The following is a 24,041-nucleotide window of genomic DNA, read 5'->3' on the forward strand; positions in this document are numbered from 1 at the left end:
GTCCACCCTCAGGTGGACCGACGGGGGCCGTGCCGTGCCTGCGGCCCGTCAGGCGCCTGCCGGCCGCCCGGCGGGGGCAGCCGCGTCCACCGCGTCGTCCTGCGCCTCGGCGCCGACGGGCGCCGCGAACTGGCTCTCGTACAGCCGCGCGTACGCGCCGCCTGCCGCGAGCAGCTCGTCGTGCGAGCCCTGCTCGACGATCGACCCCTGCTCCATGACGAGGATCGTGTCCGCGTCGCGGATCGTCGACAGGCGGTGCGCGATGACGAACGACGTGCGCCCCTCGCGCAGCGCGTTCATCGCCTGCTGGACCAGCACCTCGGTGCGTGTGTCGACCGAGCTCGTCGCCTCGTCGAGCACGAGGATCGCCGGGTCGGCGAGGAACGCGCGCGCGATCGTGAGGAGCTGCTTCTCCCCCGCGCTCACGCTCGAGCCCTCGTCGTCGATCACCGTCGCGTACCCGTCGGGCAGCGTGCGCACGAACGGGTCGACGTGCGTCGCGCGCGTCGCGGCGAGGAACTCCTCCTCGCCCACGTCGCGCCCGTCGCGCACGCCGTAGCGCAGGTTCTCCTCGATCGTGCCCTTGAAGAGCCACGTGTCCTGGAGCACCATCCCGATGTCGGAGCGCAGGTCGTCGCGCGTCATGTCGCGCGTGTCCACGCCGTCGAGCGTGATCCGACCCGAGTCGACGTCGTAGAACCGCATGAGCAGGTTGACGAGCGTGGTCTTGCCCGCGCCCGTCGGCCCGACGATCGCGATCGTCTGGCCGGGCTCGACGACCAGGTCGAGGTGCTCGATGAGCGGCGTGTCGGGGCTGTAGGAGAACGACACGTCGTCGAACGCGACGCGGCCGCGCACCGGGTCGACCTTCTTCGCGGGCGACGGGTCCGGCGTCTGCTCCTCGGCGTCGAGCAGGTCGTAGACGCGCTCGGCCGACGCGACGCCCGACTGGAGCAGGTTCATCATCGACGCGATCTGCGTGATGGGCTGCGTGAACTGGCGCGAGTACTGGATGAACGCCTGCACGTCGCCGAGCGTCATGGTGCCCGACGCGACGCGCAGCCCGCCGACGACCGCGACGATCACGTAGTTGAGGTTCGCGATGAACCCCATCGCCGGCTGGATGGTGCCGGAGATGAACTGTGCCTTGAAGCTCGCGTCGTACAGGTCGCCGTTCTCGCGCTCGAAGTCGTCGATCGCGGCCTGCTGGTGGCCGTAGACCTTGACCAGCGTGTGCCCGGTGTACATCTCCTCGATGTGGGCGTTGAGGCGCCCCGTGGCCGCCCACTGCTGGATGAACTGCGGCTGCGAGCGTTTGGCGATCTGCGCCGTGATGATCACGGACAGCGGCACCGTCACGAGCGCGACCACCGCGAGCAGGGGCGAGATCCAGAACATCACGCCGAGCACACCGAAGACGGTGAGGACCGACGTCACGAGCTGCGAGAGCGTCTGCGTGAGCGTCTGGGAGATGTTGTCGATGTCGTTCGTCACGCGCGAGAGGATCTCGCCGCGCGGGTTGCGGTCGAAGTACGACAGCGGCAGGCGTCCGAGCTTGGTCTGCACCTCGCCGCGGAGCCGGTAGACCGTGCGCTGCACGACGATCGCCGTGATGCGTCCCTGGAGCCACCCGAACAGGAACGAGCCGACGTAGACCGCGAGCACCCACGCGAGCACGGTCGCGAGCGCCGTGAAGTCGATGCCCTCGCCGGGGACGAGGCCGGGGACGCCCGAGACGAGGTCCGCGATCTGGTCCTGCCCCTGGGCGCGCAGCGCGTCGACGGCCTGGGACTGCGTCACGCCCGCCGGGAGCTGGGACCCGACGACGCCCGCGAAGATGATGTTCGTCGCGTTGCCGAGGAGCTTGGGACCGGCCACGGCGAGCGCCACGGACACGACCCCGAGGATCACGACGGCGACGATCGGCACGCGCTCGGGCTGCAGCGACGCGGCGAACCGGCGCAGCGAGCCCTTGAAGTCGAGCGCCTTCTCGCCCGGCACGCCCATGCCGCCCATAGGGCCGTGCCCGCCGCCACCGCGGGGACGTCCGGCGAGCCGGGTCCGGGCGACGTCGCCGCCCTTCGCGGGCGTGCGCGAGGCGTCCTGCTCGCCGCTCATGCTGCCTCCTCGATCGAGAGCTGGGAGTAGACGATCTCCTGGTAGGTCTCGTTGGACTCGAGGAGCTCGGCGTGCGTGCCGCGGCCGACGATGCGGCCGTGGTCGAGCACGAGGATCTGGTCGGCGCCGCGGATCGTCGCGACGCGCTGCGCGACGACGATCACGGTGGAGTGCCGGGTGCGGGGCGCGAGGGCCGCGCGCAGGCGCGCGTCGGTCGCGTAGTCGAGCGCGGAGAACGAGTCGTCGAACAGGTAGACCGCGGGGTCGCGCACGATCGCGCGGGCGATGGCGAGCCGCTGGCGCTGGCCGCCGGAGAAGTTCGTCCCGCCCTGCGCGACGGGCGCGTCGAGCCCGCCGTCCAGCGCCTCGACGAAGTCGCGGGCCTGGGCGACGTCGAGCGCCTCCCACATCTGCTCCTCGGTCGCGTCGGGCCGCCCGTAGCGGAGGTTGTCCGCGACGGTCCCCGAGAACAGGTAGGCCTTCTGGGGCACGAGGCCCAGGAGCGAGCCGAGGTCCGCGCCCGTGAGGTCGCGCACGTCGGTCCCGTCGGTCCGCACGGAGCCGCCCGTGACGTCGAACAGCCGCGGCACGAGGTTGAGCAGCGTCGTCTTGCCGGAGCCGGTCGAGCCGATGATCGCCGTCGTCTGCCCGGGCTCGGCCACGAACGACACGTCGTGGAGCACCGGGTCCTCGGCGCCCGGATAGCGGAACTCCACGCCGTCGAGCTCGACGCGCCCGGTGCGCGAGGTGAGGGTCACCGGCCGCTCGGGTTCGACGACCGTGGCGGTCGTGCGCAGGACGTCCGTGATGCGCTCGGCGGAGACCGCCGCGCGCGGCACCATCATGAACATCATCGTCGACATCATCACGGCCATGAGGATGTACATGAGGTAGGACAGGAACGCGGTGAGCGCACCGACCTCCATGTCGCCTGCGTCGATCTGACGACCGCCGAACCACAGCACCGCGACGCTCGACGCGTTCATGACGAGCATGACGGTCGGGAACATGAGCGCCATGAGCTTGCCCGCCTTGAGCGAGACGTCGAACAGCGCGTCGTTCGCGACGTCGAACCGCTCGGCCTCGCGACGCTCGCGCACGAACGCCCGGATCACGCGGATGCCCGTGATCTGCTCGCGCAGGACGGCGTTGATGCCGTCGATCTTCTTCTGCATCTGCCGGAAGTACGGCACCATCCGCCAGATGATGAGCCCGACGCTCACGCCGAGCACGGGCACGATGACGAGCAGGAGGGCGGAGAGCTCGACGTTCTCCTGGAGCGCCATCACCACGCCGCCGACCAGCATGATCGGCGCCATGACCATGATGGTCAGGGACAGCAGCACGAGCATCTGCACCTGCTGCACGTCGTTCGTGGTGCGCGTGATGAGGGACGGCGCACCGAACTGGCCCATCTCCTGGGCGGAGAAGCGCTGCACGTTGGTGAACAGCCCGGCGCGCACGTCGCGGCCGAACGACATCGCGACCCGCGCGCCGAAGTAGACGGCCGCGACCGCGCACACGACCTGCCCGAGGCTCACGAGGAGCATGAGCCCGCCGGTGCGCATGATGTAGGCGGTGTCGCCCTGCGTGACGCCCTGGTCGATGATGTCGGCGTTGAGGCTCGGCAGGTACAGCGACGCGAGCGTCGCGAGGAGCTGGAGGCCGAGGAGGAGGAGGATCGGTGTCAGGTAGGGACGCAACCGCGTCCGCAAGAGGCTGACGAGCATGGGGTTCCTGTCCGGGTGGGGGCTACGGGACGGGCCGTCGGGCGGGGGGCTCCCGGGCACGCCGGGGGCTCGATGTGGCGGGCGGGGCCGGGCGAGGGCTGCCGCTAGAGTCGTCGCCGGCCCGTCAGGGCGAGGGGTCGGTCGTGACGTCCGCTCCGATGCCGCCCAGGATCAGGTCGGCGAGCTGCACGGCGTCGAGCCTGTCACCGCCCGAGAGGTGCGGCAAGGCGTTTCCGAAGACGAGGGAGAAGACGGCGCGCGCCGCGAGCCCGGGCTCCACACGCAGCTCGGCGCGGTGGGCGGAGAGCTTGCGCTCGATCGCGCCGACGATCTCCCGCGCGGAGCGTTCGCGCGCGTCGAAGCCCGCCCGACGGGCGTCCGGGCCGCCCCCGGCCCGCATCCGGCGCACGGCCTCCGCGCGGTCTGCGGTCGCGCGGTCGCCGGTGGCGTGGTCCGGCCCTGCGTCGCCGTGCTGGCCCCCGCTGCGCTCGGCGGAATGGCGGTGTGGGTCGAGCACCTGGTGCGCCGCTGCGAAGATCCGCATCCCCACGCGCTGCGCCTCGAGCAGGAACTCGACGATGCTCACCACGAGCGGCCGCAGACCGTCGTCGTCCGGGAGCAGGCCGATCGCCGCGACCGCGGGCGCCGGGTCGAGCGAGCGCACGACGGCGGCGTGCAGGATCTCGTCCTTGTCCGCGAACGCGCGGAACAACGTGCCTTCCGCGACGCCCGCGGCGTCGGCGATCTGGCGCGTCGTCACGGCGGCACCGTGCTCGACGAGCAGCGGGATCGTCGCGGCGGCGATCGCGTCGCGACGCTCCTCGCGCGAGAGCGGGCGGGCGCGCGTGCGCTCGGGGGCGGGTGCGTCCGGGGGCGTGTCGTGGGGGACGGCGACGGGTGTCACGTCGCCGACGCTAACTGAGTGAGCACTCACTCTCAAGCTCGTCCGCTCAGGGCGAACCCCGACGGCGGCGACCGGCGTCCGCTCGGCGGGCCCAGACGGCGGTCGCGCGACGAAGCCCCCGCACCCGGCCGGGTACAGGGGCTCCGTGGTCGGCGCTGTGGGCCGACCGCGCTCCGGTTCTGGGGAGCGCGGTCCGCCTCAGCGGTGCGGCGGGAACGACGGCGGCCCACCTGCCGGCGGCTCGTCGGTCGGCGGCTCGTCCGTCGTCGGCGCGTCCTCCACGATCGGCTGCGGTGGCGGCGGCGCGTACTGCGAGGGGCCACCCAGCGGGCGCGGTGCGGGGGCTCCCGGCTCCGGCGGTCCGGCACGGTGCTCGCCGGAGCCGCCCGGATGCTGACCGCGCTCGGTCTGCGGGTCGAACGGCAGACCGGAGCGCGTCCCCGCGCTCGTGGCGTCCGCCGTGGCCGCCTCGGCCTGCCGACGTGCCTCGGCCAGCGCCTCCGACGGGTCGGTGAGCGACGGCACGCCGAACTTCACGCGGTCGCGCTCGCGCTCGCGGCGCGCCTCGGCACTCGCCTCGGCCGCCTCCGCGTCCTGGGCCGGCGTCGCGCCTGGCACTCCCCCGCCGTCGATCCCCGGCACGCCGCCGAAGCCCTTGGCGATGGACCCGAGCGCGGCGGTGAACTCCGTCGGCACGACCCACAGCTTGCTGGCGCTGCCGTTCGCGATCTGCGGGAGCATCTGCAGGTACTGGTACGCGAGCAGCTTGGGGTCGGCGTCGCCCTCGTGGATGGCGTCGAACACCTGGAGGATCGCGCGCGCCTCGCCCTCCGCGGTGAGGATCTTCGACTGCGCGTCACCCTCGGCGCGGAGGATCGCCGCCTGCTTCTCACCCTCGGCCGTGAGGATCTGCGACTGCTTGACGCCCTCCGCGGTGAGGATGGCGGCGCGGCGGTCACGCTCGGCGCGCATCTGCTGCTCCATCGAGCCCTGCACGCTGGGCGGCGGGTCGATCGACTTGAGCTCGACGCGGTTGACGCGGATTCCCCAGCGGCCGGTCGCCTCGTCGAGCACGCCGCGGAGCTGGCCGTTGATCTGGTCACGGCTCGTGAGAGTCTGCTCGAGGTCCATCGAGCCGATGACGTTGCGCAGGGTCGTGACGGTGAGCTGCTCGATCGCCGTGATGTAGTTCGCGATCTCGTAGACCGCCGACTTGGGCTCCGTGACCTGGAAGTAGATCACCGTGTCGATGCTGACCACGAGGTTGTCCGACGTGATCACGGGCTGCGGCGGGAACGACACGACCTGCTCGCGCAGGTCGACCGAGGCGCGCACACGGTCGATGAACGGCACCAGCAGGTGCAGGCCCGGCTCGAGCGTGCGCGAGTACCGGCCCAGGCGCTCGACGATGATCGCGACCGCCTGCGGCACGATGCGCACCGCCTTGACGAGCGCGACGATCACGAAGATCAGGATCAGCGCGAGGACGATGTACGCGAGGATCGTTCCGGGACTGGGGTCGTTCATCGACTACCTCCTGGTCGTCGGCGCGACCGGTCGCCCGGCGGCGCGGTGCGGGTCGTGCCGGTCGGTCACGACCCGGTCGGGTGCTGCGCGGGCAGCGGCGCGACGACGGCCGTCGCGCCGTCGATCCGCACGACGCGCACCTCCGTCCCCACGGGGATCTGGGGGGCGTCGGGCTCGGTCCGCGCGGTCCAGACCTCGCCGACGAGCTTCACACGGCCCCCGAACTCGCTCACGCGGTCGACGGCGAGCGCCGTCCGGCCCACGTGGGCCGCGACGTTCGTCTCGGTGAGCGGGACCCGCGAGCGCAGGTGCCGGAGCAGCCACGGCCGCAGCGTGAGCAGCAGGATGACGCTCACGACCGCGAACGTGACGATCTGGAGCCAGAGCGGCCCACCGGCCGCGTTCACGCCCGCCGCGGCGAGCGAGCCGCCGGCCAGCATGATGAGCACGAGGTCGAGCGAGATGATCTCCACGAGCCCGAGGAGCAGCGCCGCTCCGACCCACCACAGCCAGTCCATCTCGACCCCCGTTCCCACGTGCGCGCTTTACGTGTACTTTACCGAATTTCCGCCCGCGGTGCACGCCCCCGGGCGTACCAGTTCGAGGACCGCGTGCGTCACACGCGTGCGGCGCGCGCCATCCAGCGTCCGCCACCGTGCGCGACGAGGAGCGGCACGCCGAACGCGTCGCTGAGGTTCTCCGCCGTGAGCACCTCGGCGATCGGTCCGGCGCTGTGCACCGCGCCGTCCTTGAGCAGCAGCAGGTGCGTGAACCCCGGCGGGATCTCCTCGACGTGGTGCGTGACGAGCACGAGAACCGGTGAGGCCGGGTCGCCCGCGAGCTCGGCGAGCGCACCAACGAGCTCCTCGCGCCCACCGAGGTCCAGGCCTGCCGCCGGCTCGTCGAGGAGCAGCAGCTCCGGGTCGGTCATGAGCGACCGCGCGATCTGGGTGCGCTTGCGCTCACCCTCCGACAGGGTCCCGAACGTACGGTCCGCCAGGTGGTCCACGCCGAACGCGGCCAGCAGGTCGCTCGCGCGCTCGGCGTCGAACTCCTCGTACTCCTCGCGCCAGCGCCCCGTGACGCCGTACGCGGCCGTGAGCACGACGTCACGCACGGTCTCGTCGCCCGGGATGCGGTCGGCCAGCGCCGCGGACGCGAGCCCGACGCGCGGGCGGAGCTCGAACACGTCGACGCGGCCCAGGCGCTCGCCGAGGACGTCCGCCGTGCCGGCCGTGGGATGCATGCGCGCGGACGCGATCTGCAGGAGCGTCGTCTTCCCGGCGCCGTTGCGGCCGAGCACGACCCACCGCTCGCCCTCGTTCACCTGCCAGTCCACCGCGTCGAGGATGGTCTTGGGGTGGCGTCGGACGGTGACGCCCTTCAGGTCGAGAACCGCGCTCATGGTCACCGACCCTATAGGTTGGCCGACGTGGTCTCACACTCGTCCGAGGGTCCGCACGACGCCTCCGGTCCCGGTTCCGGACCCGGCTCCGCCTCCACCGCGGGTGCCCTCCCCCGCAGCGCGCTCCTCGCGCTCTGGCTGCGCGCGGTGCGCCTCGGCGACGACGACGGTCTGGCCCGCCTGCTCCGCGCGGTGCAGCGCGACGACGAGCCGCACGTCGTGTCCGGGGCGCTGGGCGACCTCCGCCTGCAGGACCTGGCCGGCGCCTGGGCTGGCGACGCGCGCGAGGTCGTGGCACTCGCCCCGGTCCCCGGTGACGTCAGCGGCGTCCCGCCGGAGGCCGCGGCACGCGCGACCGACGCCGGCGAGTGCGTCGTCGTCACCACGTCCTCCGGGTCGTGGGCGCTCGTGCCCGAGGTCACCGAGTTCGGCAGCGACCTCGAGCCCGGTCACCTCGTCACCTGGCACGTGACCTCCGTCGGTCCGTGGAGCACGCGTGTCCTCGGCGCCCTCGGCACGCTCGCCGAGGCCGAACGCGACCTGCGCACCGCCCTGCTCCTCGCAACCCGTGCCCTCGACGAGCTCGACGTCGCGCGCTGGCGCGACGACGCCGCCGGTGCCATCGCCAACCTGCGCGCGGGCGGCGCCCCGACCTGGCAGCTCCCCGCGACCGTGCCACCGCGCGCAGTCCAGGTGCTGACCCAGGCGGTGCGCCTGCGCGCCATCGTCGACCTCGCCACCGCCGACGACGGCGGTTCCGTCAACCTCTGGCAGGCCGACCAGCGCTCCACCGCCCTGCGCGAGGTCGACAGAGCCTCCCGCCACGCCGTCGGCGCCGCCACCCTCTGGATCGCCTCCTGAAGTTCCGCGAGATCGACCCGCGCCTCGTGAGTTCGACCTTCTGAGGGTCGATCTCAAACGCTGGGGTCGAGCTCGCGAGGTGTGCGCGGGTGTCAGCCGGGCAGGTTGTCGGTGACGAGGCGGGATCGGGCCTCGTAGACGCGCAGGGGGTCGGCGGTGCTGGTGGTGGTGGCGGTGCCGGTGACGTCGGTCCAGGTGGGAGTGCCCGTGATGCGGAACTGCCCGGACCAGGTCGTGGTGAGCGCGATCTGGACCTGGTCGGCGGGCTGGTCGTAGGTGTGCGCGACGGTGTGGTGGGGGTAGGCCGCACCGGGGTCGGTCGTGGTGAGCGGGGCGGTGCCGTCGCCGTAGTCCCATGTGTAGGACCGCGGGGTGGCGCGGATCTGCACCGAGATGCCGAGAAGGGTCGTGTCCAGGGTCTGCTCGGTGGGCTGGGTGTAGGTGATGGTTGGAACGTTGACCAGGGTCCACCCGTCGGGGGGCTGCACGACGATCGACGACGGCGCGATCGTCAGGGTGCGGAACGCGGCCTCGGCGTGGGCGGCGAGGTCCGCGGCCCCGATGCAGGCGCCGTCATCGACGAACTCCCAGCCCGAGACCGCGGTGCGTGACCCGTCGGGGCCGTTGGTCCACGTCTGACGGAACAACGGGTCCATCGCGAACTCGTCCGCCGTGCACTCCTGGGTGTGGTCGACCGGTGTCTGCCCGCCGGGGCACACCTGCACCAGCCCGGGATACGTCGTGGCGGTGTCCCCGTCGAAGCACCGGAACGCCGGCCCCCGCCGAAACGCCTCCGACGCCGGAGCGCCACCCGCCGAAGCCGGCACATACTCGGCGCCACCTTGCGGCACATTCGCATGCACCAGTGCTTTGTCATCCTCGAGTGACGTCTCGACCAAGGAGCCCTCGTCAGCCCACGTCACGGTTACCGAGGTCACGGCGAGGATCATCGCAAGCACGAAGACCGGCAAGGCATGCGACGGCTGATGCCCATTCACGATGCTGCACTCACTCCTAGGACGACCCAGCCCGTATCGCCATGGTGCATGTCGACCTGAATTCGCCCTGAACCGCCGTTGTCCTCGGCAACGACCGAGCCATCGCTGGCAACCCTTGTGTAAGGGGACTGCTCGAAGTCGAACAACACAGGGAATCCGCCACCGAAGTCGTCGAACTCGCCAACATCTGGGTTGGAGAGCACCACTTCTGCACCACTAGAGGTGTCGCCGCTCTGCAACCCATCAACCGCCTTAGTACGTATGCTCACACAGAACTCACAACTGTCTGCCCAGGTCATGGCGTCCCACTCAGCGGTGTCACCAGTAGCAACGACGTAGGGGAGAAGCTCGAAAAAATACTCCGCTGCGGCCGCCGCGCCCTCACCGTCGTCGCGATCCATGGCCGCTGGCCGCTCGGGCTTCACCGGGCCGGTCTCTGTCGGCGTGGGCTCGGGCGTCTCCGACGGCGACGGCACGACCGGCTCCTCGACCGACCGCGACGGGCCGGGATCGCCGCCTCCGGTACACCCAGCGACCACCCATCCCACGGCGACGACGGCACCGACGGCGAAAGACCGCCGTCGGGCACGGGACAGCACACGAGAACGGCGCACGAGACCCCCTGCAGATCGATGCGAACACCCCGCACGCCACTCCCATGAGGCGCGCGGGCTGCTGAGCAACCTAGCGAAGCGGCGCCGACGGCGGAACCACGTGTCCCGATCTGTGGACAACCCGCCGGGTGCCCCGCGGCGACTCAGGAGCGCGACGTCACGTACGTGTCGAGGTGCGCGAGCGACGACGCCAGGCCCGCGGCGTGGTCCTCCGGCGAGATGCCGGACGGCACGCCCGTGGCACGGACGGTGACGCGCGCTCCGTCTCCGGCCGGCTCGACGGTCCAGGTCATCGTCATGGTGCCGGCGAAGGCCGGGTCGTCGGACGGGAAGTCGACCTCCTGCACGACCTTCCGGCCGGGCACGAGGTCGACGATCGCGACGTCCACGACGTCGGTCCCCTCGCCGGTCTTGCCGGGGTCGGCGTCCGGGTCGGCGTAGGCGAGAACCATGCGGTAGCTACCGCCGGGGCGCAGATCGAACCGCTCGAAGCGGCCGGTCATACCCTCGGGAGGGAGCCACGCGACGAGCGCGTCACGGTCGACGAGGGCTCGGTAAACGTCGCGGGGCGCGGCGCCGACGAGGCGCGACGCCTCGTCGACCCGGCCGGACCCCGCGGCGGTCACGACTGCCCCAGCACCGTCCGGTAGATCTCGAGCGTGCGCTCCCCGATCGCGTCCCACGCGAAGTGGTCCTCGACGCGCTGCCGTGCGGCGCGGCCCATCTCGGCGGCGCGCTCGGGGTCGCGCACGACCTGCGTGAGCGCGGCCGCGAGGTCCGCGACGAACCGGTCGGGGTCGAGCGGGGTGCCCGTGCCGTCGTCCGCCTGGTCGATGGGCACGAGGAGGCCGGTGACGCCGTCGTCCACGACCTCGGGGATGCCGCCGGTCGCGGTCCCGACGACGGGCAGGCCGACGGCCATGGCCTCGAGGTTGACGATGCCGAGCGGCTCGTACACGGACGGGCAGACGAACACGGTGGACGCGGCGAGCACCGCGACGAGCTCGGCGCGCGGGAGCATCTGCTCGATCCAGACGACGCCGCTGCGCTCCTTCTGGAGCTCCGCGACGGCGCCGCTCACCTCGGCGGCGATCTCGGGCGTGTCGGGTGCGCCCGCGCACAGCACGAGCTGGACGTCGTCGGGCAGCGAGCGCGCGGCGCGCAGCAGGTAGGGCAGACCCTTCTGCCGCGTGATCCGACCGACGAACACGACGGCGGGGCGGTCGGGGTCGATGCCGAGGTCACGCACGACCCGCGCCGCGACGTCGGTCTGCGTCCCCGGCTCGGGGCGCCGCCAGCCGTCGAGGTCGATGCCGTTGTGCACCACGTGGACCTTCGCCGGGTCGACCTGCGGGTACACCCGCAGGATGTCGTCGCGCATCCCGCCGGACACCGCGACGATCCCGGCCGCGCCCTCGTACGCGGTGCGCTCCGCCCAGGACGACAGCGCGTAGCCGCCACCGAGCTGCTCGGCCTTCCACGGGCGCAGCGGCTCGAGCGAGTGCGCGGACAGCACGTGCGGGACGCCGTGCAGCAGCCCGGCCAGGTGGCCGCCGAGGTTCGCGTACCAGGTGTGGGAGTGGACGAGGTCGGCGCCCGCGACGTCGTCGGCCATCTGGAGGTCGACGCCGAACGTGCCGAGCGCCGCGTTGGCCTCGGACAGGACGCCCGGCACCGAGTAACCCGTCACGCCGTCCTCGCCGCGCGGGCCGTCGAAGCAGCGCACGCGCACGTCGACGTGGCGGCGCAGGACCGCGGACAGCTCGGCGACGTGCACGCCGGCGCCGCCGTAGACGTGCGGCGGGTACTCACGGGTCAGCAGGTCCACTCTCACGCGCCACACCGTAGCCGAGTCGCCCGCCGCGGTCCCGCGATGACCGCCGGCGGGCCTGTCTCGCGGCACGCGTGAGAGGGCGCGCCGACGCCGCGAGCGAGCGCGCGGACGCGCCGCGCCCAGGATGCGGCTCCCTGCTGCGTGGTGCCGCCCCGAGGGGCTACGGTCTGGGCATGGCCGCCGCACCACGAGTCCTCGCCATCGTCCTCGCCGGGGGCGAGGGCAAGCGCCTCATGCCGCTGACCGCCTCGCGGGCCAAGCCCGCGGTGCCGTTCGGAGGCATCTACCGACTGGTGGACTTCGCGCTCTCCAACCTCGTGAACTCGCACTACCTGCACATCATCGTGCTCACGCAGTACAAGTCCCACAGCCTCGACCGGCACATCACCAAGACGTGGCGCATGTCGTCGCTCCTGGGCAACTACGTGGCGCCGGTCCCCGCGCAGCAGCGCGTCGGCAAGCACTGGTACCTCGGCAGCGCGGACGCGATCTACCAGTGCCTCAACATCATCGACGACGAGCGGCCGGACATCGTCGTCGTGGTCGGCGCCGACCACGTGTACCGCATGGACTTCTCCCAGATGGTCGACGCGCACGTCGAGTCGGGCGCGCAGCTCACCGTCGCGGGCATTCGCCAGCCGATCTCCATGGCGGACCAGTTCGGCGTCATCGAGACCGACCCGAAGGACCCCACGAAGATCGCGGCGTTCCGCGAGAAGCCCAAGGACCCGGTCGGCCTCGCGGACTCGCCCGACGAGGTGCTCGCGTCGATGGGCAACTACGTCATCGACACCGACGCGCTCGTCGATGCCGTGACGTCCGACGCCGCGAACGCGGACTCGCGCCACGACATGGGCGGCGACATCGTGCCCGCGTTCGTCGAGAAGGGCACGGCGGCGGTCTACGACTTCATCCGCAACGACGTCCCGGGCTCGACGGACCGCGACCGCGACTACTGGCGCGACGTGGGGACGATCGACTCGTACTACGACGCGAACAAGGACCTCATCGCGGTCACCCCGGTCTTCAACCTCTACAACGAGGAGTGGCCGCTCCACACGGGCTACACGGGGCTGCCTCCCGCGAAGTTCGTGCACGCGGGCCGCGGCCGCCTCGGGCACGCCGCGGACTCCCTCGTCTCCCCCGGCGTGATCATCTCGGGCGCGACGGCGGTCGGCTCGGTGCTCTCGCCCGGCACCTACCTGCACTCGTGGTCGTCGGTGTCGGACTCCGTGCTCATGGACGGGGTGCAGGTGCACCGCCACGCGCAGGTCCACCGCGCGATCATCGACAAGAACGTCGTCGTGGGCGAGCAGGCACGCATCGGCCTCGACCCCGAGCAGGACCGCGCCCGCGGGTTCACGGTCACCGAGTCCGGCATCACGGTCGTCCCCAAGGGGACGGTCGTCGAGTGACGCCCGCCCCTGCCGGCGTCGCGCCCGACGCCGTCCGCACCGCGCTGCCCGTCGACGCACCCGCCGAGGTGCCCGGCCCGGGCGCCGACGAGACCGACACCGCGAGGAGCCCCCGCGTGACCCCCGACCCCACGAGCGGCCCCGTCCGGCTCCTCGTCATGGACGTCGACTCGACGCTCATCGAGCAGGAGGTCATCGAGCTCCTCGCCGACCACGCGGGCACGCGCGCCGAGGTCACCGAGGTGACCGAGCGCGCGATGCGCGGCGAGATCGACTTCGGCGCCTCGCTGCGCGAGCGCGTCGCGACCCTCGCGGGGGGGGCGGGGGGTGGGGATGGGGGGGGGCGGGGGCGCGGGGGGGTGTGGGGGGGGGGGGGCGCGGGAGGCCGCGGCCCCCCGCCCGCCGCGGCCGCGCGGGACCCCCCCGGCGGGGGCCGCCGCGCCCCCCCCCCCCCCCCGCCGCCGCGGGTGGGAGGTCGGTCTCGTCTCGGGCGGCTTCGAGGAGATCGTCGCCGACCTCGCGGCCGAGCTGGGGATCACGCGCTTCCGCGCGAACCGCCTCGAGGTCGCGGACGGGCGTCTCACCGGTCGCACCACCGGGCCGGTGGTCGACCGTGCCGCCAAGGAGGTCGCGCTGCGCGAGTTCGCGGCCGAGCTCGGACTGCCGATGAGCGCGACGATCGCCGTGGGCGACGGCGCGAACGACCTCGACATGATCGGCGCCGCGGGCATCGGCGTCGCGTTCGCCGCGAAGCCGGTCGTCCGCGCCCAGGCGCCCTACGGCGTCGACGGCCCGCGCATCGACGCCGTCCTCGACGTCGTCGACCAGGTGGACGCCGCCCGCTGAGTCCCGACCACCACGCGAGGGAGCCCTGGTCCGTGCGGGCCAGGGCTCCCTCGCGTCACGAGTGGGACGCGACCGTCAGGACGGGCGACCCACGTAGGTGAGCAGGGCGCCACGAGGCACCCAGGAGTCCCAGGCCGTCGCCGACTCCAGGACGGAGTACGTCGCGGTCGGCACGCCGACACGCACCTGGGCGAGCGCCCCGCCGTCGGACGACGGGTCGGCCAGGTGCGACGCCGTCGCGGCCATGGTGGGCTCGTGCCCGACGACGAGCAGCGTGCGGACACGCGAGTCCGTCGACCGGACGAGGTCCAGCACGTCGGTCATGTCGGCCGCGTAGAGGTCGTCGCTCACTACGACGTCGGGGTCCACGTCGCCCAGGTGCGCGGACAGGAGCTCCCACGTCTGGCGCGTGCGGAGCGCCGACGAGCACAGCACGCGCTCGGGGACGAGCCCCGTCTCGCGCAGCGCGCCGCCGACGCGGACCGCCTGCCGGCGCCCGTTGAGGGCGAGGGGTCGCAGGACGTCGTCGATGCTCCCGCCGCCCGGCTCCGCCTTCGCGTGGCGCAGGAGGACGAGGCGGCGCACGCCGCCGTCGGTGGTCTCCGCGCCCATGCTCTCCTCCTGAGTCACTGCCCCATGGCGTGCACGCCGCCGTCGACGTGCACGATCTCACCGGTCGTCGCCGGGAACCAGTCGGAGAGGAGCGCGACGACCGCGCGCGCGGCGGGCTCCGCCGTCGTCTGGTCCCAGCCGAGGGGTGCCCGCTTGGGCCAGCCGTCCTCCATCTGCTCGAAGCCGGGGATCGACTTGGCGGCCGTCGTGCGGATCGGGCCTGCCGAGACGAGGTTGGCACGGATGCCGTCCGGGCCGAGGTCGCGCGCGAGGTAGCGGTTCGCGGACTCGAGGCCGGCCTTCGCGACGCCCATCCAGTCGTAGACGGGCCAGGCGAACTGCGCGTCGAACGTGAGGCCCACCACGGCGCCACCGTTCGTCATGAGCGGCTTGGCGGCGACCGCGAGCGACTTGTAGGAGAACGTCGAGACCTGGAGCGCGGTGGCCACGTCCTCCCAGGTGCCGGAGAGGAAGTTGCCGCCCATGACGCTCTGCGGCGCGAAGCCGATGGAGTGCACGACGCCGTCGAGGCGGTCCGTGTGCTCGCGGACCGCGTCGGCCAGGCCGGCGAGGTCAGCATCGTCCGTCACGTCGAGCTGCACGACGGGCGCCTCGACGGGCAGGCGCTTGGCGAAGGCCTGCGTGAGCTTCATCTGGCGGCCGAACGAGGAGAGCACGACCTCGGCCCCCTCCTCCTGCGCGAGACGCGCCGCGTGGAACGCGATCGAGGAGTCGGTGAGCACTCCGGTGATCAGGAGCTTCTTGCCGTCGAGCAGACCCATCGGTTTCCTTCCGTCGTGCACCCGCCGTGCGGGCGCGCTGAGGCTGAGCGTACTGAAAGAGAGGGGGCGCGGGCGCGCCGGTGACCGTGCCCGTGACGAGGCCCACGCACGGGCCGGGTCGCGGGTCCGCTCAGTGGCCCATGCCGAGGCCGCCGTCGACGGGGATGACGGCCCCGGAGACGTACGCGGCGTCGTCGGACGCGAGGAACTGGACGACCCCGGCGACCTCGTCGGCCTGCGCGAAGCGCCCGGCGGGGATCGCGGCCTTGTACGCGGCCTGGCGCTCCTCGGGCAGCTCGGCCGTCATCGCGGTGTCGATGAAGCCGGGCGCCACGACGTTCGCCGTGATGTTGCGCGACCCGAGCTCGCGCGTGATCGAGCGCGCCATGCCGACGAGCGCCGCCTTGGAGGACGCGTAGTTGACCTGCCCGGCGCCCCCGTAGAGGCCGATCACGGACGACACGAGCACGATGCGGCCGCGGCGCAGGCGGATCATGCCCTTGCTCACGCGGCGCACGCAGCGGAACGTGCCGGTCAGGTTGACGTCGATCACGGACTCGAAGTCCTCGTCGGTCATGCGCAGCAGGAGCTGGTCGTGCGTGACGCCCGCGTTCGCGACGAGCACCTCGACCGGCCCGAGCTCGTTCTCGATCTCGGTGAACGCGGCGTCCACGGCCGCGGTGTCCGTGATGTCCGCCACGGCGCCGAACACGCCCTCGGGCAGGTCGCCGCCGCGGTAGACGGTCGCGACGCGGTCGCCGTTCGCCACGAACCGCTCGGCGATCGCGCGGCCGATCCCCCGGTTCGCGCCGGTGACGACGACGGTGCGCGGGGCGGGTGCGGTGGCTTCGGACACGGTGCGGCTCCTCGGGACGGTCGGGTCGGTCGGCGGCCGGGGACGGGTCCCGCACGGCTGGTGCCAGGTGGGCCCGTGCGGGCTCGGGAGGGAGCCGCGCGAACGCGCCGCACCGACCGTACCGCGCGCGGGCCCCGCCGTGCGCGGTGCGCCGAGGTCACACCGCTCCCCCACACTTTGTGGGGTCCCGACAAACGTAGACTGGTGGCGTGAGCACACGACGCACGGCCCGGAGGTCGGCCGAGGCGGTCCCGAGCATCACGTCAGCCCCGGAGCCGCTGGCCGCGGACCAGTCACGCCGCGAGCGCAAGTACCTCATCCAGATGGGCATCCGCATCGTGTGCTTCGTGGCCGCGATCCTGGTCGCGCCGAGCTGGCTGACCTGGGTGTTCGCCGCTGCGGCGATCGTCCTGCCGTACAGCGCGGTGCTCATCGCCAACGCCGGCCGCGACCAGGCCCACTACGACACCTCGCCGATGGAGCACCGCGCGCTGCCTGCTGCCGGGGTACCGGGATCCCACGGGATCGCCGGCGAAGAGTCGCCCGACCCGCAGGACCACGAGGAGGACCACCGGTGACCGACGTCCTGGGCCTCGCCGACCCCGTCGGCGAGGAGGATCTGGTGTGCAGCGCCAAGGGCTGCCGCGAGGCGGCCGTCTGGGGCCTGCTGTGGAACAACCCCAAGATCCACACGCCCGAGCGGCGCAAGGTCTGGCTCGCGTGCGACGCGCACCGTGAGCACCTCGAGACGTTCCTCGGCGCCCGCTCGTTCTGGCGCTCGACCGTGCCCGTCCACGAGCTCGAGCGCCGGGCGGCCCCGTGACGCAGACCGCGCCGTCGAGCCCGGCGCCGGGCGCCCCCGCAGGCCCGACGCCGGAGCGCGCCACCGCGGACGCGCACCAGCCGCGCACGCCGCGGCAGTGGGTCACCCTCGCGGTCGGGGTCCTCGTCCTCGTCGCGCTGTGCCTCGTGGCGGGGCGCTGGCAGTGGAACCGGTACGTCTCGCGCGACGCCGAGATCGAGCGCATCGAGACGAACTACGCGTCGGAACCCGTCCCGGTCGACGACGTCCTCGGCGGCCCGGGCGCCACCCTCGACGAGGTCGACCTCTGGCGACCCGTGACGCTCGTCGGCCGCTACGAGACCGACGCGACCGTCCTGCTGCGCAACCGCCCCGTGGGCGGCAGCCCCGGCTTCCACGTGCTCGTCCCGTTCGTGACGAATCCCACGGCCTCCGCGCCCGACGGCCTCGTCGTGGTCGTCGACCGCGGGTTCGTCCCGCTCGGCAGCGACGCCGTCACGCCGGGCGACGTCCCGCCGCCCCCGGACGGTGAGGTCGAGGCGACCGTCACGCTCCGGGGCGACGAGCCGCCGTCGGGCCGCGACGCTCCCGACGGCCAGGTCCAGGCGATCGCGACCGACCAGGTGCTCGCCGCCGGACCGGACGGCGCCGCGTGGGCCGAGGGCCGGACGGTCGGCGCCTACGGGCAGCTCCGCACGGAGGTGCCGCCGGCGGACGAGACGCTCGAGGCGCTCCCCAAGCCCGACACCGACCCCGGGTCGCACCTGTCGTACGCGTTCCAGTGGGCGGTGTTCGCGATCGGGGCGGTCGCCGGCTTCTGGCTCCTGGTCCGCCGCGACCGGCGCGACGCGCGCGGTGAGGAGATCACGCTCACCGCAGGCGACCTCCTCGCTGCCCAGGACCCGGACGCCGCCCGGGCGCGCCGCGAGCCGCGGTCCCGCCGCCCGAGCGCCGAGGACGAGGAGGACGCCCTCATCGACGCCCAGCTGGGCTCCCACCCCGGGCCGCCAACCGGTCAGGCCGACGAGACGAGCTCCGAGCGCGACCTGCGGCCCGAGCGCCCTCCGCTGCGGTAGCCATGTTCGCGTGCCGCGAGGGTCGCGGGTCCACCGAACGGTGGAGGCGCGCGTCCACCTCGGCAGAGCCGTGACGGTCGATGTGGCCCGGTGGCCGGCGACCGTAGCGTCGCAGCATGACCGCTCTGGAAGTCCGCAACCTGCACAAACGCTACGGGGACCGCGTCGCCGTCGACGACGTGTCGCTGGCCGTCGAGGACGGCGAGATCTTCGGCATCATCGGGCCGAACGGCGCCGGCAAGACGACGACCGTGGAGTGCGTCGCCGGCCTGCGGACACCCGACTCCGGGACGATCTCGGTACTGGGTCTCGACCCGGCCACGGACCGGGCCGAGGTGCGGGAGCAGCTGGGCGTGCAGCTGCAGGAGAGCAGCTTCCCCGACGCGATCACGGTCGCCGAGGCTCTCGACCTCTACAGCTCGTTCTACCGGGACCCCGTCGACTGGCGCGAGCTCATGGAGCTCCTCGACCTCACCGAGAAGCGCGACACCCGGTACAAGGCCCTCTCCGGCGGGCAGAAGCAGCGCTTGTCCATCGCGCTCGCGCTGGTCGGTGGCCCGAAGGTCGCGATCCTCGACGAGCTCACGACGGGGCTGGACCCGCAGGCGAGGCGCGACACCTGGAGCCTCGTCGAGCGCGTCCGGGACACCGGCGTCACGATCGTCCTCGTCACGCACTTCATGGACGAGGCCGAGCGCCTCAGCGACCGGATCGCCGTCGTCAACGGCGGCAGGGTCGCGGCGGTGGACACGCCCGCGGGCCTGATCGCACAGGCGAACGCGGCGCAGCAGGTCCGGTTCCGCGTGAGCCAGCCGCTGGACAGGCGCCTCCTGATCGGGCTTCCCGACGTGACCGACGTCGAGAACACCGCGGACCGCTGGCGGGTCACGGGCCGCGGGCAGCTCCTGAGCAGCGTCGCCGGGGCTCTCGCCCGGGCGCACGTCGTGGCGGAGGACCTCCGCGTCGACCAGCGCACGCTCGACGACGCGTTCGTCGCCTTGACGGGGCGGCCCTCAGGCTCCGCGGACGCCTCCGTGCGGAGGGCCGGCTGATGCCCGCGCTCCGGAAGCTGGTCCGGGTCGAGACGAGGCTCTTCCTCCGGGACTCCGCGACCGTCGTCTTCGGCGTGCTGTTCCCGACGGCGCTCCTGCTCGGCCTCGGCACCGTGCCGACCCTCAGAGAACCGACGCCCGAGACCGGCGGACTCCGGCCCATCGACGTCTGGGCGCCGACCGCGCTGGTGTTCGGGATGGTGATGATCGCGGTGCAGCACGTCCCGGCGGTGATCGCGACGTACCGGGAGCGCGGCATCCTGCGCAGGCTGTCGACCACCCCGGCGCCTCCGCGGAGCGTCCTGCTCGCGCAGGTGATCGTCGCGTTCGCCTCCGTGGTGGTGTCCGCGGTGCTCCTGGTCCTCGCCGCGTGGGCGGTGCTGGGTATCGCACCGCCGGAGCGGCCCCTCGAGTTCGTCGTCGCGTTCGTCGTCGGCTACGCGGCGCTGCTCGGGATCGGACTGGTCTCCGCGGCGGTGGTCCGCACGAGCGGTGCGGCGAACCAGGTCGGCACCCTCCTGTTCGTCGCGCTGATGTTCTTCGGCGGTGCGTTCCTGCCCCGCGTCCTCATGCCCGACCTGCTGCGCGCGGTCGGCGACGTGGTCCCGCCGGGGTTGCAGGCCCTGACCACGGCGTGGTCCGCCGACGCGGGCGCCCTGACCGCCACGGCCGGCGGGCAGCCGTTCTGGCTGCAGATGGCCATAATGGCGGGCATCGCGCTGATCGCGGGCGCCGTCGCCGCGAAGCTCTTCCGCTGGGAGTAGCAACCAGGAGCCGGACCGGGAACAGGAGTCGACGATGCAGGACGCCGGGGCCGCCGAACGCTCGACCTCCGGGCCGCGCGGGCCCGCCGTCGCCGATGGCGCGCAGGCGCCGGGCGGCGCCTCGACGGGCGACTGGAAGGAGGAGCAGCTCCGGGTCTGGGACGTCCTGCAGCTGTTCACCCCGTGGCTGCTCCTCGCGATCTCGACCGCGGTCTACTTCGCGGGGGTGCTCCCGGCGTCCGGTGAGCGCTTCTGGCCCGAGGGCGCCTCCGTCCTCGGACTGGTCGCGGTATCAGCGCTGTGGGTGCTGTTCGGGCACACGCTGCCCCTGAGGAGGGGGACGCTGCGGCCCGTCCCGGCGGGCATCTACTTCGTCGGCCTGCTGGCGCTGTGCGTCACCCTCATGACCTACTCCGAGATCTTCCTCGTCTTCACCGTCGCGGGATTCTTCCACGCGTACCTGCTCACACCGTGGCCCCTGGGCGTGCTCGGCGTCCTCGCCACCTCGGTGGCCCTCAACGGCTCCGTGATGGACGCGTGGGCCGACCCGACCCCGCAGGTGCTCGCCGAGCTCGCGCTCGTCGTCGTGGTGCAGACGGCGGCGATCGGGGCGGGCATCCTGCTGGGGGCGCGCAACGAGTCGGCGGAACGCAAGCGGGAGGAGCTGGTCGAGCGGCTCGAGGCCGCGCTGCACGAGAACGCCGGGCTCCACGCGCAGCTGGTCGTCCAGGCCAGGGAGTCCGGCGCCCAGGACGAGCGGCAGCGCCTGGCCCGCGAGATCCACGACACCCTCGCGCAAGGCCTGGCGGGCATCATCACGCAGCTCCAGGCCGCGGAACGCTCCGTGCCCGCACCGGGCGAGACCGACGCGCACGTCGCGCGGGCGCTCGGGCTGGCGCGCAGCAGCCTGGCGGAGGCCCGTCGATCCGTGCAGGCGCTCGGACCCCAGGAGCTCGGGCGCGCCCACCTCCCCGAGGCGCTGCGCACCCTGACCGAGCGCTGGTCGCACGACCACGACGTCCGCGCTCGCGTCGAGATCACCGGCGCCGAGGAACCGCTGAGCCCGGCGATCGAGGTCTCGCTCTTCCGGGTCGCCCAGGAGTCGCTGACCAACGTGGCGAAGCACGCGGAGGCCTCGCGCGTCGGGGTCACGCTGTCGTACGCAGGCGCCGAGGTGCTGCTGGACGTGCGGGATGATGGGCGCGGGTTCGTCGCAGGGGTCGCCACCGGCTTCGGCCTGACGAGCATGCGCCAGCGGATCAGAGGGGTCGGCGGTCACCTCGAGGTGCAGAGCGCACCCGGTGAGGGAACCTCCGTGAGCGCCCGCGTCCCGGCGATCGCCCCCGGGAGAACGACGGACAGGGAGTAGACCGACGGATGCTTCGACTCGTGATCGTCGACGACCACCCGATCGTGCGAGGCGGCCTCCGCGACACCTTCGCGGACGTCGAGGACATCGTCGTCGTCGGAGAGGCCGCCGACGGCGCCGACGGGGTCGACCGCGCCCGGACCCTGGCGGCCGATGTGGTGCTCATGGACCTGCGGATGCCAGGGACGGACGGGGTCGCCGCGACGGCCGCGCTGCGCGAGCAGGTCCCGAGCGCCCGCGTGCTGGTCCTGACGACCTTCGACAGCGAGAGCGACGTCCTGCCGGCCATCGAGGCGGGGGCGATCGGCTACCTCCTGAAGGACGCGCTGCCCGACGACCTGATCCGCGCTGTCCGTGCGGCCGGGCGCGGGGAGTCGGTGCTCGCGCCGTCGGTGACGCAGCACCTCATGGGACAGGTGCGCAGGCCTGGCGCCGGCACGCTGACCGACCGGGAGAAGCAGGTGCTGCAGCTCGTCGCGAACGGCTCCTCGAACCGCGAGGCCGCCGCCGCGCTGTTCATCGGCGAGGCGAGCATCAAGACCCACCTGCAGCACGTCTACGACAAGCTCGGCGTCCGCGACCGCGCCTCGGCGGTGGCCGAGGGCTACCGCCGGCGACTCCTCACCTGACACCTCGCCGCCTGTCGCGCACAGGCGCAGCGGGCATCTGCCTCAGGCGAGCGAGACGAGCTCCGCGTACTCGTCGCTCCACAGGTCCTCGTCGCCGTCGGGCAGCAGCAGGACGCGCTCGGGCTCGAGCGCCTCGACCGCGCCGTCGTCGTGCGTGACCATGACGACGGCGCCCTCGTACGTCTTGAGCGCCCCGAGGATCTCGGCGCGCGACGCGGGGTCGAGGTTGTTCGTCGGCTCGTCGAGGAGCAGCACGTTCGCCGCCGAGACGACGAGCGTCGCGAGCGCGAGGCGCGTCTTCTCCCCGCCGGACAGCACGTTCGTCGGCTTCTCCGCGTCGTCGCCCGAGAACAGGAACGACCCGAGCACGGAGCGCACCTGGGTGTCGGTGAGGTCGGGCGCGGCGTGGCGCAGGTTCTCGACGACCGTCGCGTCCATGTCGAGCGTGTCGTGCTCCTGGGCGTAGTAGCCGATCTTCAGGCCGTGACCGGGGTGCACCTCGCCCGTGTCCGGCTCCTCGACGCCGCCGAGGATGCGCAGGAGCGTCGTCTTGCCCGCGCCGTTGAGGCCCAGGACGACGACGCGGCTCCCCCGGTCGATCGCGAGGTCGACGCCCGCGAAGACCTCCTGCGACCCGTACGCCTTGGACAGCCCGCTCGCGGTGAGCGGCGTGCGCCCGCACGGCGCGGGCTTGGGGAACCGGAGCTTGGCGACCTTGTCGCTCTGGCGCTCGCCCTCCAGCCCTGCGAGCATCTTCTCCGCGCGGCGCATCATCTGCTGCGCGGCCACGGCCTTGGTGGCCTTGGCGCGCATCTTCTCGCCCTGGGCGAGCAGCGCGCCCGCCTTCTTCTCCGCGTTCTGCCGCTCGCGCCGGCGGCGGCGCTCGTCCGACTCGCGCTGCGCGAGGTACGCGTCCCAGCCAAGGTTGTACTGGTCGAGCTCGCCGCGGTTCGCGTCGAGGTGGAAGACCTTGTTCACGGTGGCGCGCAGCAGCTCGACGTCGTGGGAGATCACGACGAACCCGCCGCTGTACGACTTGAGGTAGTCGCGCAGCCAGATGATCGAGTCCGCGTCGAGGTGGTTCGTCGGCTCGTCGAGGAGCAGCGTCTCGACCCCGGAGAACAGGATGCGCGCGAGCTCGATGCGGCGGCGCTGACCGCCCGACAGCGTGCTGAGCGGCTGGCCGAGCACGCGGTCGTCGAGGCCGAGGTTGCTCGTGATGCGGTGCGCCTCGCTCTCGGCGGCGTACCCGCCGGCGGCGAGGAAGCGCGCCTCGAGCTTCGGGTACCGCTCCATCGCGGCCTCGTGCGTCTCGACATCGGCGCTCGCCATCGCACCCTCGGTCTCGCGCATCTGGCGCACGATCTTGTCGAGGCTGCGGGCCGAGAGCACGCGGTCCATCGCGATGACGTCGAGGTCGCCCGTGCGCGGGTCCTGCGGCAGGTAGCCGATGTCGTTGCCGCGCGTGATCTTCCCCGCCGTCGGCTGGGTCTCCCCCGCGAGCGTCTTGGTCAGGGTCGTCTTGCCGGCGCCGTTGCGCCCGACGAGACCGATCCGGTCGCCCGAGGCGATCTGGAAGGTCGCCTCGTGCAGCAGGACGCGGGCGCCGACGCGCAGCTCGACGCCGTGAGCGGTGATCACGGGAGGGTCCTCTCGGGTGGTGCGGGTGCCCGACGACGGCCCTCGCCGGACCGGTCGGCCGGCGGCTCGTCGTGGGGCCGGGGTGCGTGCGCCCCGGCGTCCGGGCCTCGTCGATTCTACGGGGGCCCGCCGCCGCGTCCCACCCCATTCCGCCGTCGGCGCGCGTGAGGTCGGTCGCGGGGTCCGGGCGGGACCCGGTCTCGGCT

The 24,041-nt window shown here is 72.9% G+C and carries 24 protein-coding genes; 10 read left to right on the top strand and 14 right to left on the bottom strand.

The genetic code is table 11. The features are described from left to right. Positions 1-48 precede the first annotated feature (48 nt). The 6 genes from ACFWH7_RS08795 to ACFWH7_RS08820 form a co-directional block, all read right to left on the bottom strand. The gene (locus ACFWH7_RS08795) at positions 49-2,118 is read right to left on the bottom strand and encodes an ABC transporter ATP-binding protein (protein WP_378216124.1); all 2,070 of its coding nucleotides are present in this window, start codon (positions 2,116-2,118) and stop codon (positions 49-51) included. Next, the gene (locus tag ACFWH7_RS08800) at positions 2,115-3,848 is read right to left on the bottom strand and encodes an ABC transporter ATP-binding protein (protein ID WP_378216125.1); all 1,734 of its coding nucleotides are present in this window, start codon (positions 3,846-3,848) and stop codon (positions 2,115-2,117) included. Before ACFWH7_RS08800 ends, ACFWH7_RS08795 begins: the two co-directional genes overlap by 4 nt. A 124-nt stretch (positions 3,849-3,972) precedes the next feature. Further along, positions 3,973-4,752, bottom strand: a complete 780-nt coding sequence (locus tag ACFWH7_RS08805) for a TetR/AcrR family transcriptional regulator (protein WP_378216126.1) — start codon at positions 4,750-4,752, stop codon at positions 3,973-3,975. A 198-nt stretch (positions 4,753-4,950) separates the two neighbouring features. Next, positions 4,951-6,279, bottom strand: a complete 1,329-nt coding sequence (locus ACFWH7_RS08810; protein ID WP_378216127.1) for an SPFH domain-containing protein — start codon at positions 6,277-6,279, stop codon at positions 4,951-4,953. A gap of 65 nt (positions 6,280-6,344) precedes the next feature. Next, the gene (locus ACFWH7_RS08815; protein WP_308463674.1) at positions 6,345-6,815 is read right to left on the bottom strand and encodes an NfeD family protein; all 471 of its coding nucleotides are present in this window, start codon (positions 6,813-6,815) and stop codon (positions 6,345-6,347) included. Between the two features lie 80 nt (positions 6,816-6,895). Further along, the gene (locus ACFWH7_RS08820; protein ID WP_378216128.1) at positions 6,896-7,684 is read right to left on the bottom strand and encodes an ABC transporter ATP-binding protein; all 789 of its coding nucleotides are present in this window, start codon (positions 7,682-7,684) and stop codon (positions 6,896-6,898) included. Between the two features lie 27 nt (positions 7,685-7,711). Between ACFWH7_RS08820 and ACFWH7_RS08825 the strand changes: the two genes are divergently transcribed. Then, the gene (locus ACFWH7_RS08825) at positions 7,712-8,545 is read left to right on the top strand and encodes a hypothetical protein (RefSeq protein WP_378216129.1); all 834 of its coding nucleotides are present in this window, start codon (positions 7,712-7,714) and stop codon (positions 8,543-8,545) included. A gap of 92 nt (positions 8,546-8,637) precedes the next feature. Here ACFWH7_RS08825 and ACFWH7_RS08830 read toward each other — a convergent pair whose 3' ends face one another. The 4 genes from ACFWH7_RS08830 to glgA all read right to left on the bottom strand — a co-directional run bounded on the left by ACFWH7_RS08830 (position 8,638) and on the right by glgA (position 11,991). Next, entirely contained in the window at positions 8,638-9,543 is a 906-nt protein-coding gene (locus ACFWH7_RS08830; RefSeq protein ID WP_378216130.1) for a hypothetical protein, read from the bottom strand. Next, positions 9,540-10,157, bottom strand: coding sequence for a DUF6318 family protein (locus tag ACFWH7_RS08835; protein WP_378216131.1), 618 nt, complete (start codon positions 10,155-10,157; stop codon positions 9,540-9,542). The genes ACFWH7_RS08830 and ACFWH7_RS08835 overlap by 4 nt, the downstream gene beginning before the upstream one ends. Before the next feature lie 143 nt (positions 10,158-10,300). Next, positions 10,301-10,783, bottom strand: a complete 483-nt coding sequence (locus tag ACFWH7_RS08840; protein WP_378216132.1) for an SRPBCC domain-containing protein — start codon at positions 10,781-10,783, stop codon at positions 10,301-10,303. After that, the gene (gene glgA, locus ACFWH7_RS08845) at positions 10,780-11,991 is read right to left on the bottom strand and encodes a glycogen synthase (RefSeq protein ID WP_378216133.1); all 1,212 of its coding nucleotides are present in this window, start codon (positions 11,989-11,991) and stop codon (positions 10,780-10,782) included. Before glgA ends, ACFWH7_RS08840 begins: the two co-directional genes overlap by 4 nt. Before the next feature lie 173 nt (positions 11,992-12,164). On the opposite strand from glgA, the gene glgC reads away from it, so the two are divergent. Then, entirely contained in the window at positions 12,165-13,406 is a 1,242-nt protein-coding gene (gene glgC / locus ACFWH7_RS08850) for a glucose-1-phosphate adenylyltransferase (protein WP_141387891.1), read from the top strand. Between the two features lie 333 nt (positions 13,407-13,739). Further along, positions 13,740-14,252 carry an HAD family hydrolase gene (locus ACFWH7_RS08855; protein ID WP_378216134.1) on the top strand — a complete coding sequence of 171 codons (513 nt, stop codon included), beginning with the start codon at positions 13,740-13,742 and terminating at the stop codon, positions 14,250-14,252. Between the two features lie 75 nt (positions 14,253-14,327). On the opposite strand, the gene ACFWH7_RS08860 is transcribed toward ACFWH7_RS08855, so the two are convergent. The 3 genes from ACFWH7_RS08860 to fabG all read right to left on the bottom strand — a co-directional run bounded on the left by ACFWH7_RS08860 (position 14,328) and on the right by fabG (position 16,502). Continuing rightward, positions 14,328-14,864 (bottom strand): SixA phosphatase family protein, encoded by a 537-nt coding sequence (locus ACFWH7_RS08860; RefSeq protein WP_378216135.1) that lies wholly within the window; start codon positions 14,862-14,864, stop codon positions 14,328-14,330. Between the two features lie 14 nt (positions 14,865-14,878). Further along, positions 14,879-15,646 carry an enoyl-ACP reductase FabI gene (fabI, locus tag ACFWH7_RS08865; protein WP_378216136.1) on the bottom strand — a complete coding sequence of 256 codons (768 nt, stop codon included), beginning with the start codon at positions 15,644-15,646 and terminating at the stop codon, positions 14,879-14,881. A 130-nt stretch (positions 15,647-15,776) separates the two neighbouring features. Continuing rightward, positions 15,777-16,502, bottom strand: a complete 726-nt coding sequence (fabG, locus tag ACFWH7_RS08870; RefSeq protein WP_378216137.1) for a 3-oxoacyl-ACP reductase FabG — start codon at positions 16,500-16,502, stop codon at positions 15,777-15,779. Between the two features lie 209 nt (positions 16,503-16,711). Between fabG and ACFWH7_RS08875 the strand changes: the two genes are divergently transcribed. From ACFWH7_RS08875 to ACFWH7_RS08905, 7 genes are all read left to right on the top strand, one after another. After that, entirely contained in the window at positions 16,712-17,080 is a 369-nt protein-coding gene (locus ACFWH7_RS08875) for a DUF3099 domain-containing protein (RefSeq protein WP_378216138.1), read from the top strand. Beyond that, complete coding sequence (locus ACFWH7_RS08880) at positions 17,077-17,325, top strand: hypothetical protein (protein ID WP_378216139.1); 249 nt, start codon at positions 17,077-17,079, stop codon at positions 17,323-17,325. The genes ACFWH7_RS08875 and ACFWH7_RS08880 overlap by 4 nt, the downstream gene beginning before the upstream one ends. After that, the gene (locus ACFWH7_RS08885) at positions 17,322-18,380 is read left to right on the top strand and encodes an SURF1 family cytochrome oxidase biogenesis protein (protein ID WP_378216140.1); all 1,059 of its coding nucleotides are present in this window, start codon (positions 17,322-17,324) and stop codon (positions 18,378-18,380) included. Before ACFWH7_RS08880 ends, ACFWH7_RS08885 begins: the two co-directional genes overlap by 4 nt. Before the next feature lie 116 nt (positions 18,381-18,496). Then, positions 18,497-19,432 carry an ABC transporter ATP-binding protein gene (locus tag ACFWH7_RS08890; RefSeq protein ID WP_378216141.1) on the top strand — a complete coding sequence of 312 codons (936 nt, stop codon included), beginning with the start codon at positions 18,497-18,499 and terminating at the stop codon, positions 19,430-19,432. After that, the gene (locus ACFWH7_RS08895; protein WP_378216142.1) at positions 19,432-20,196 is read left to right on the top strand and encodes an ABC transporter permease; all 765 of its coding nucleotides are present in this window, start codon (positions 19,432-19,434) and stop codon (positions 20,194-20,196) included. Before ACFWH7_RS08890 ends, ACFWH7_RS08895 begins: the two co-directional genes overlap by 1 nt. A gap of 34 nt (positions 20,197-20,230) precedes the next feature. Further along, entirely contained in the window at positions 20,231-21,565 is a 1,335-nt protein-coding gene (locus ACFWH7_RS08900; protein ID WP_378216143.1) for a sensor histidine kinase, read from the top strand. A gap of 8 nt (positions 21,566-21,573) precedes the next feature. After that, a complete protein-coding gene (locus ACFWH7_RS08905; protein WP_378216145.1) occupies positions 21,574-22,194 on the top strand; it encodes a response regulator in 621 nt (206 codons plus the stop codon). 42 nt (positions 22,195-22,236) lie between these two features. Here the strand turns inward: ACFWH7_RS08905 and ACFWH7_RS08910 are convergent, their stop codons facing one another. Then, entirely contained in the window at positions 22,237-23,835 is a 1,599-nt protein-coding gene (locus tag ACFWH7_RS08910; protein ID WP_141387911.1) for an ABC-F family ATP-binding cassette domain-containing protein, read from the bottom strand. Positions 23,836-24,041: the final 206 nt, after the last annotated feature.

The organism is Cellulosimicrobium cellulans (assembly GCF_042723955.1).
Taxonomy (GTDB): Bacteria; Actinomycetota; Actinomycetes; order Actinomycetales; family Cellulomonadaceae; genus Cellulosimicrobium; species Cellulosimicrobium cellulans_H.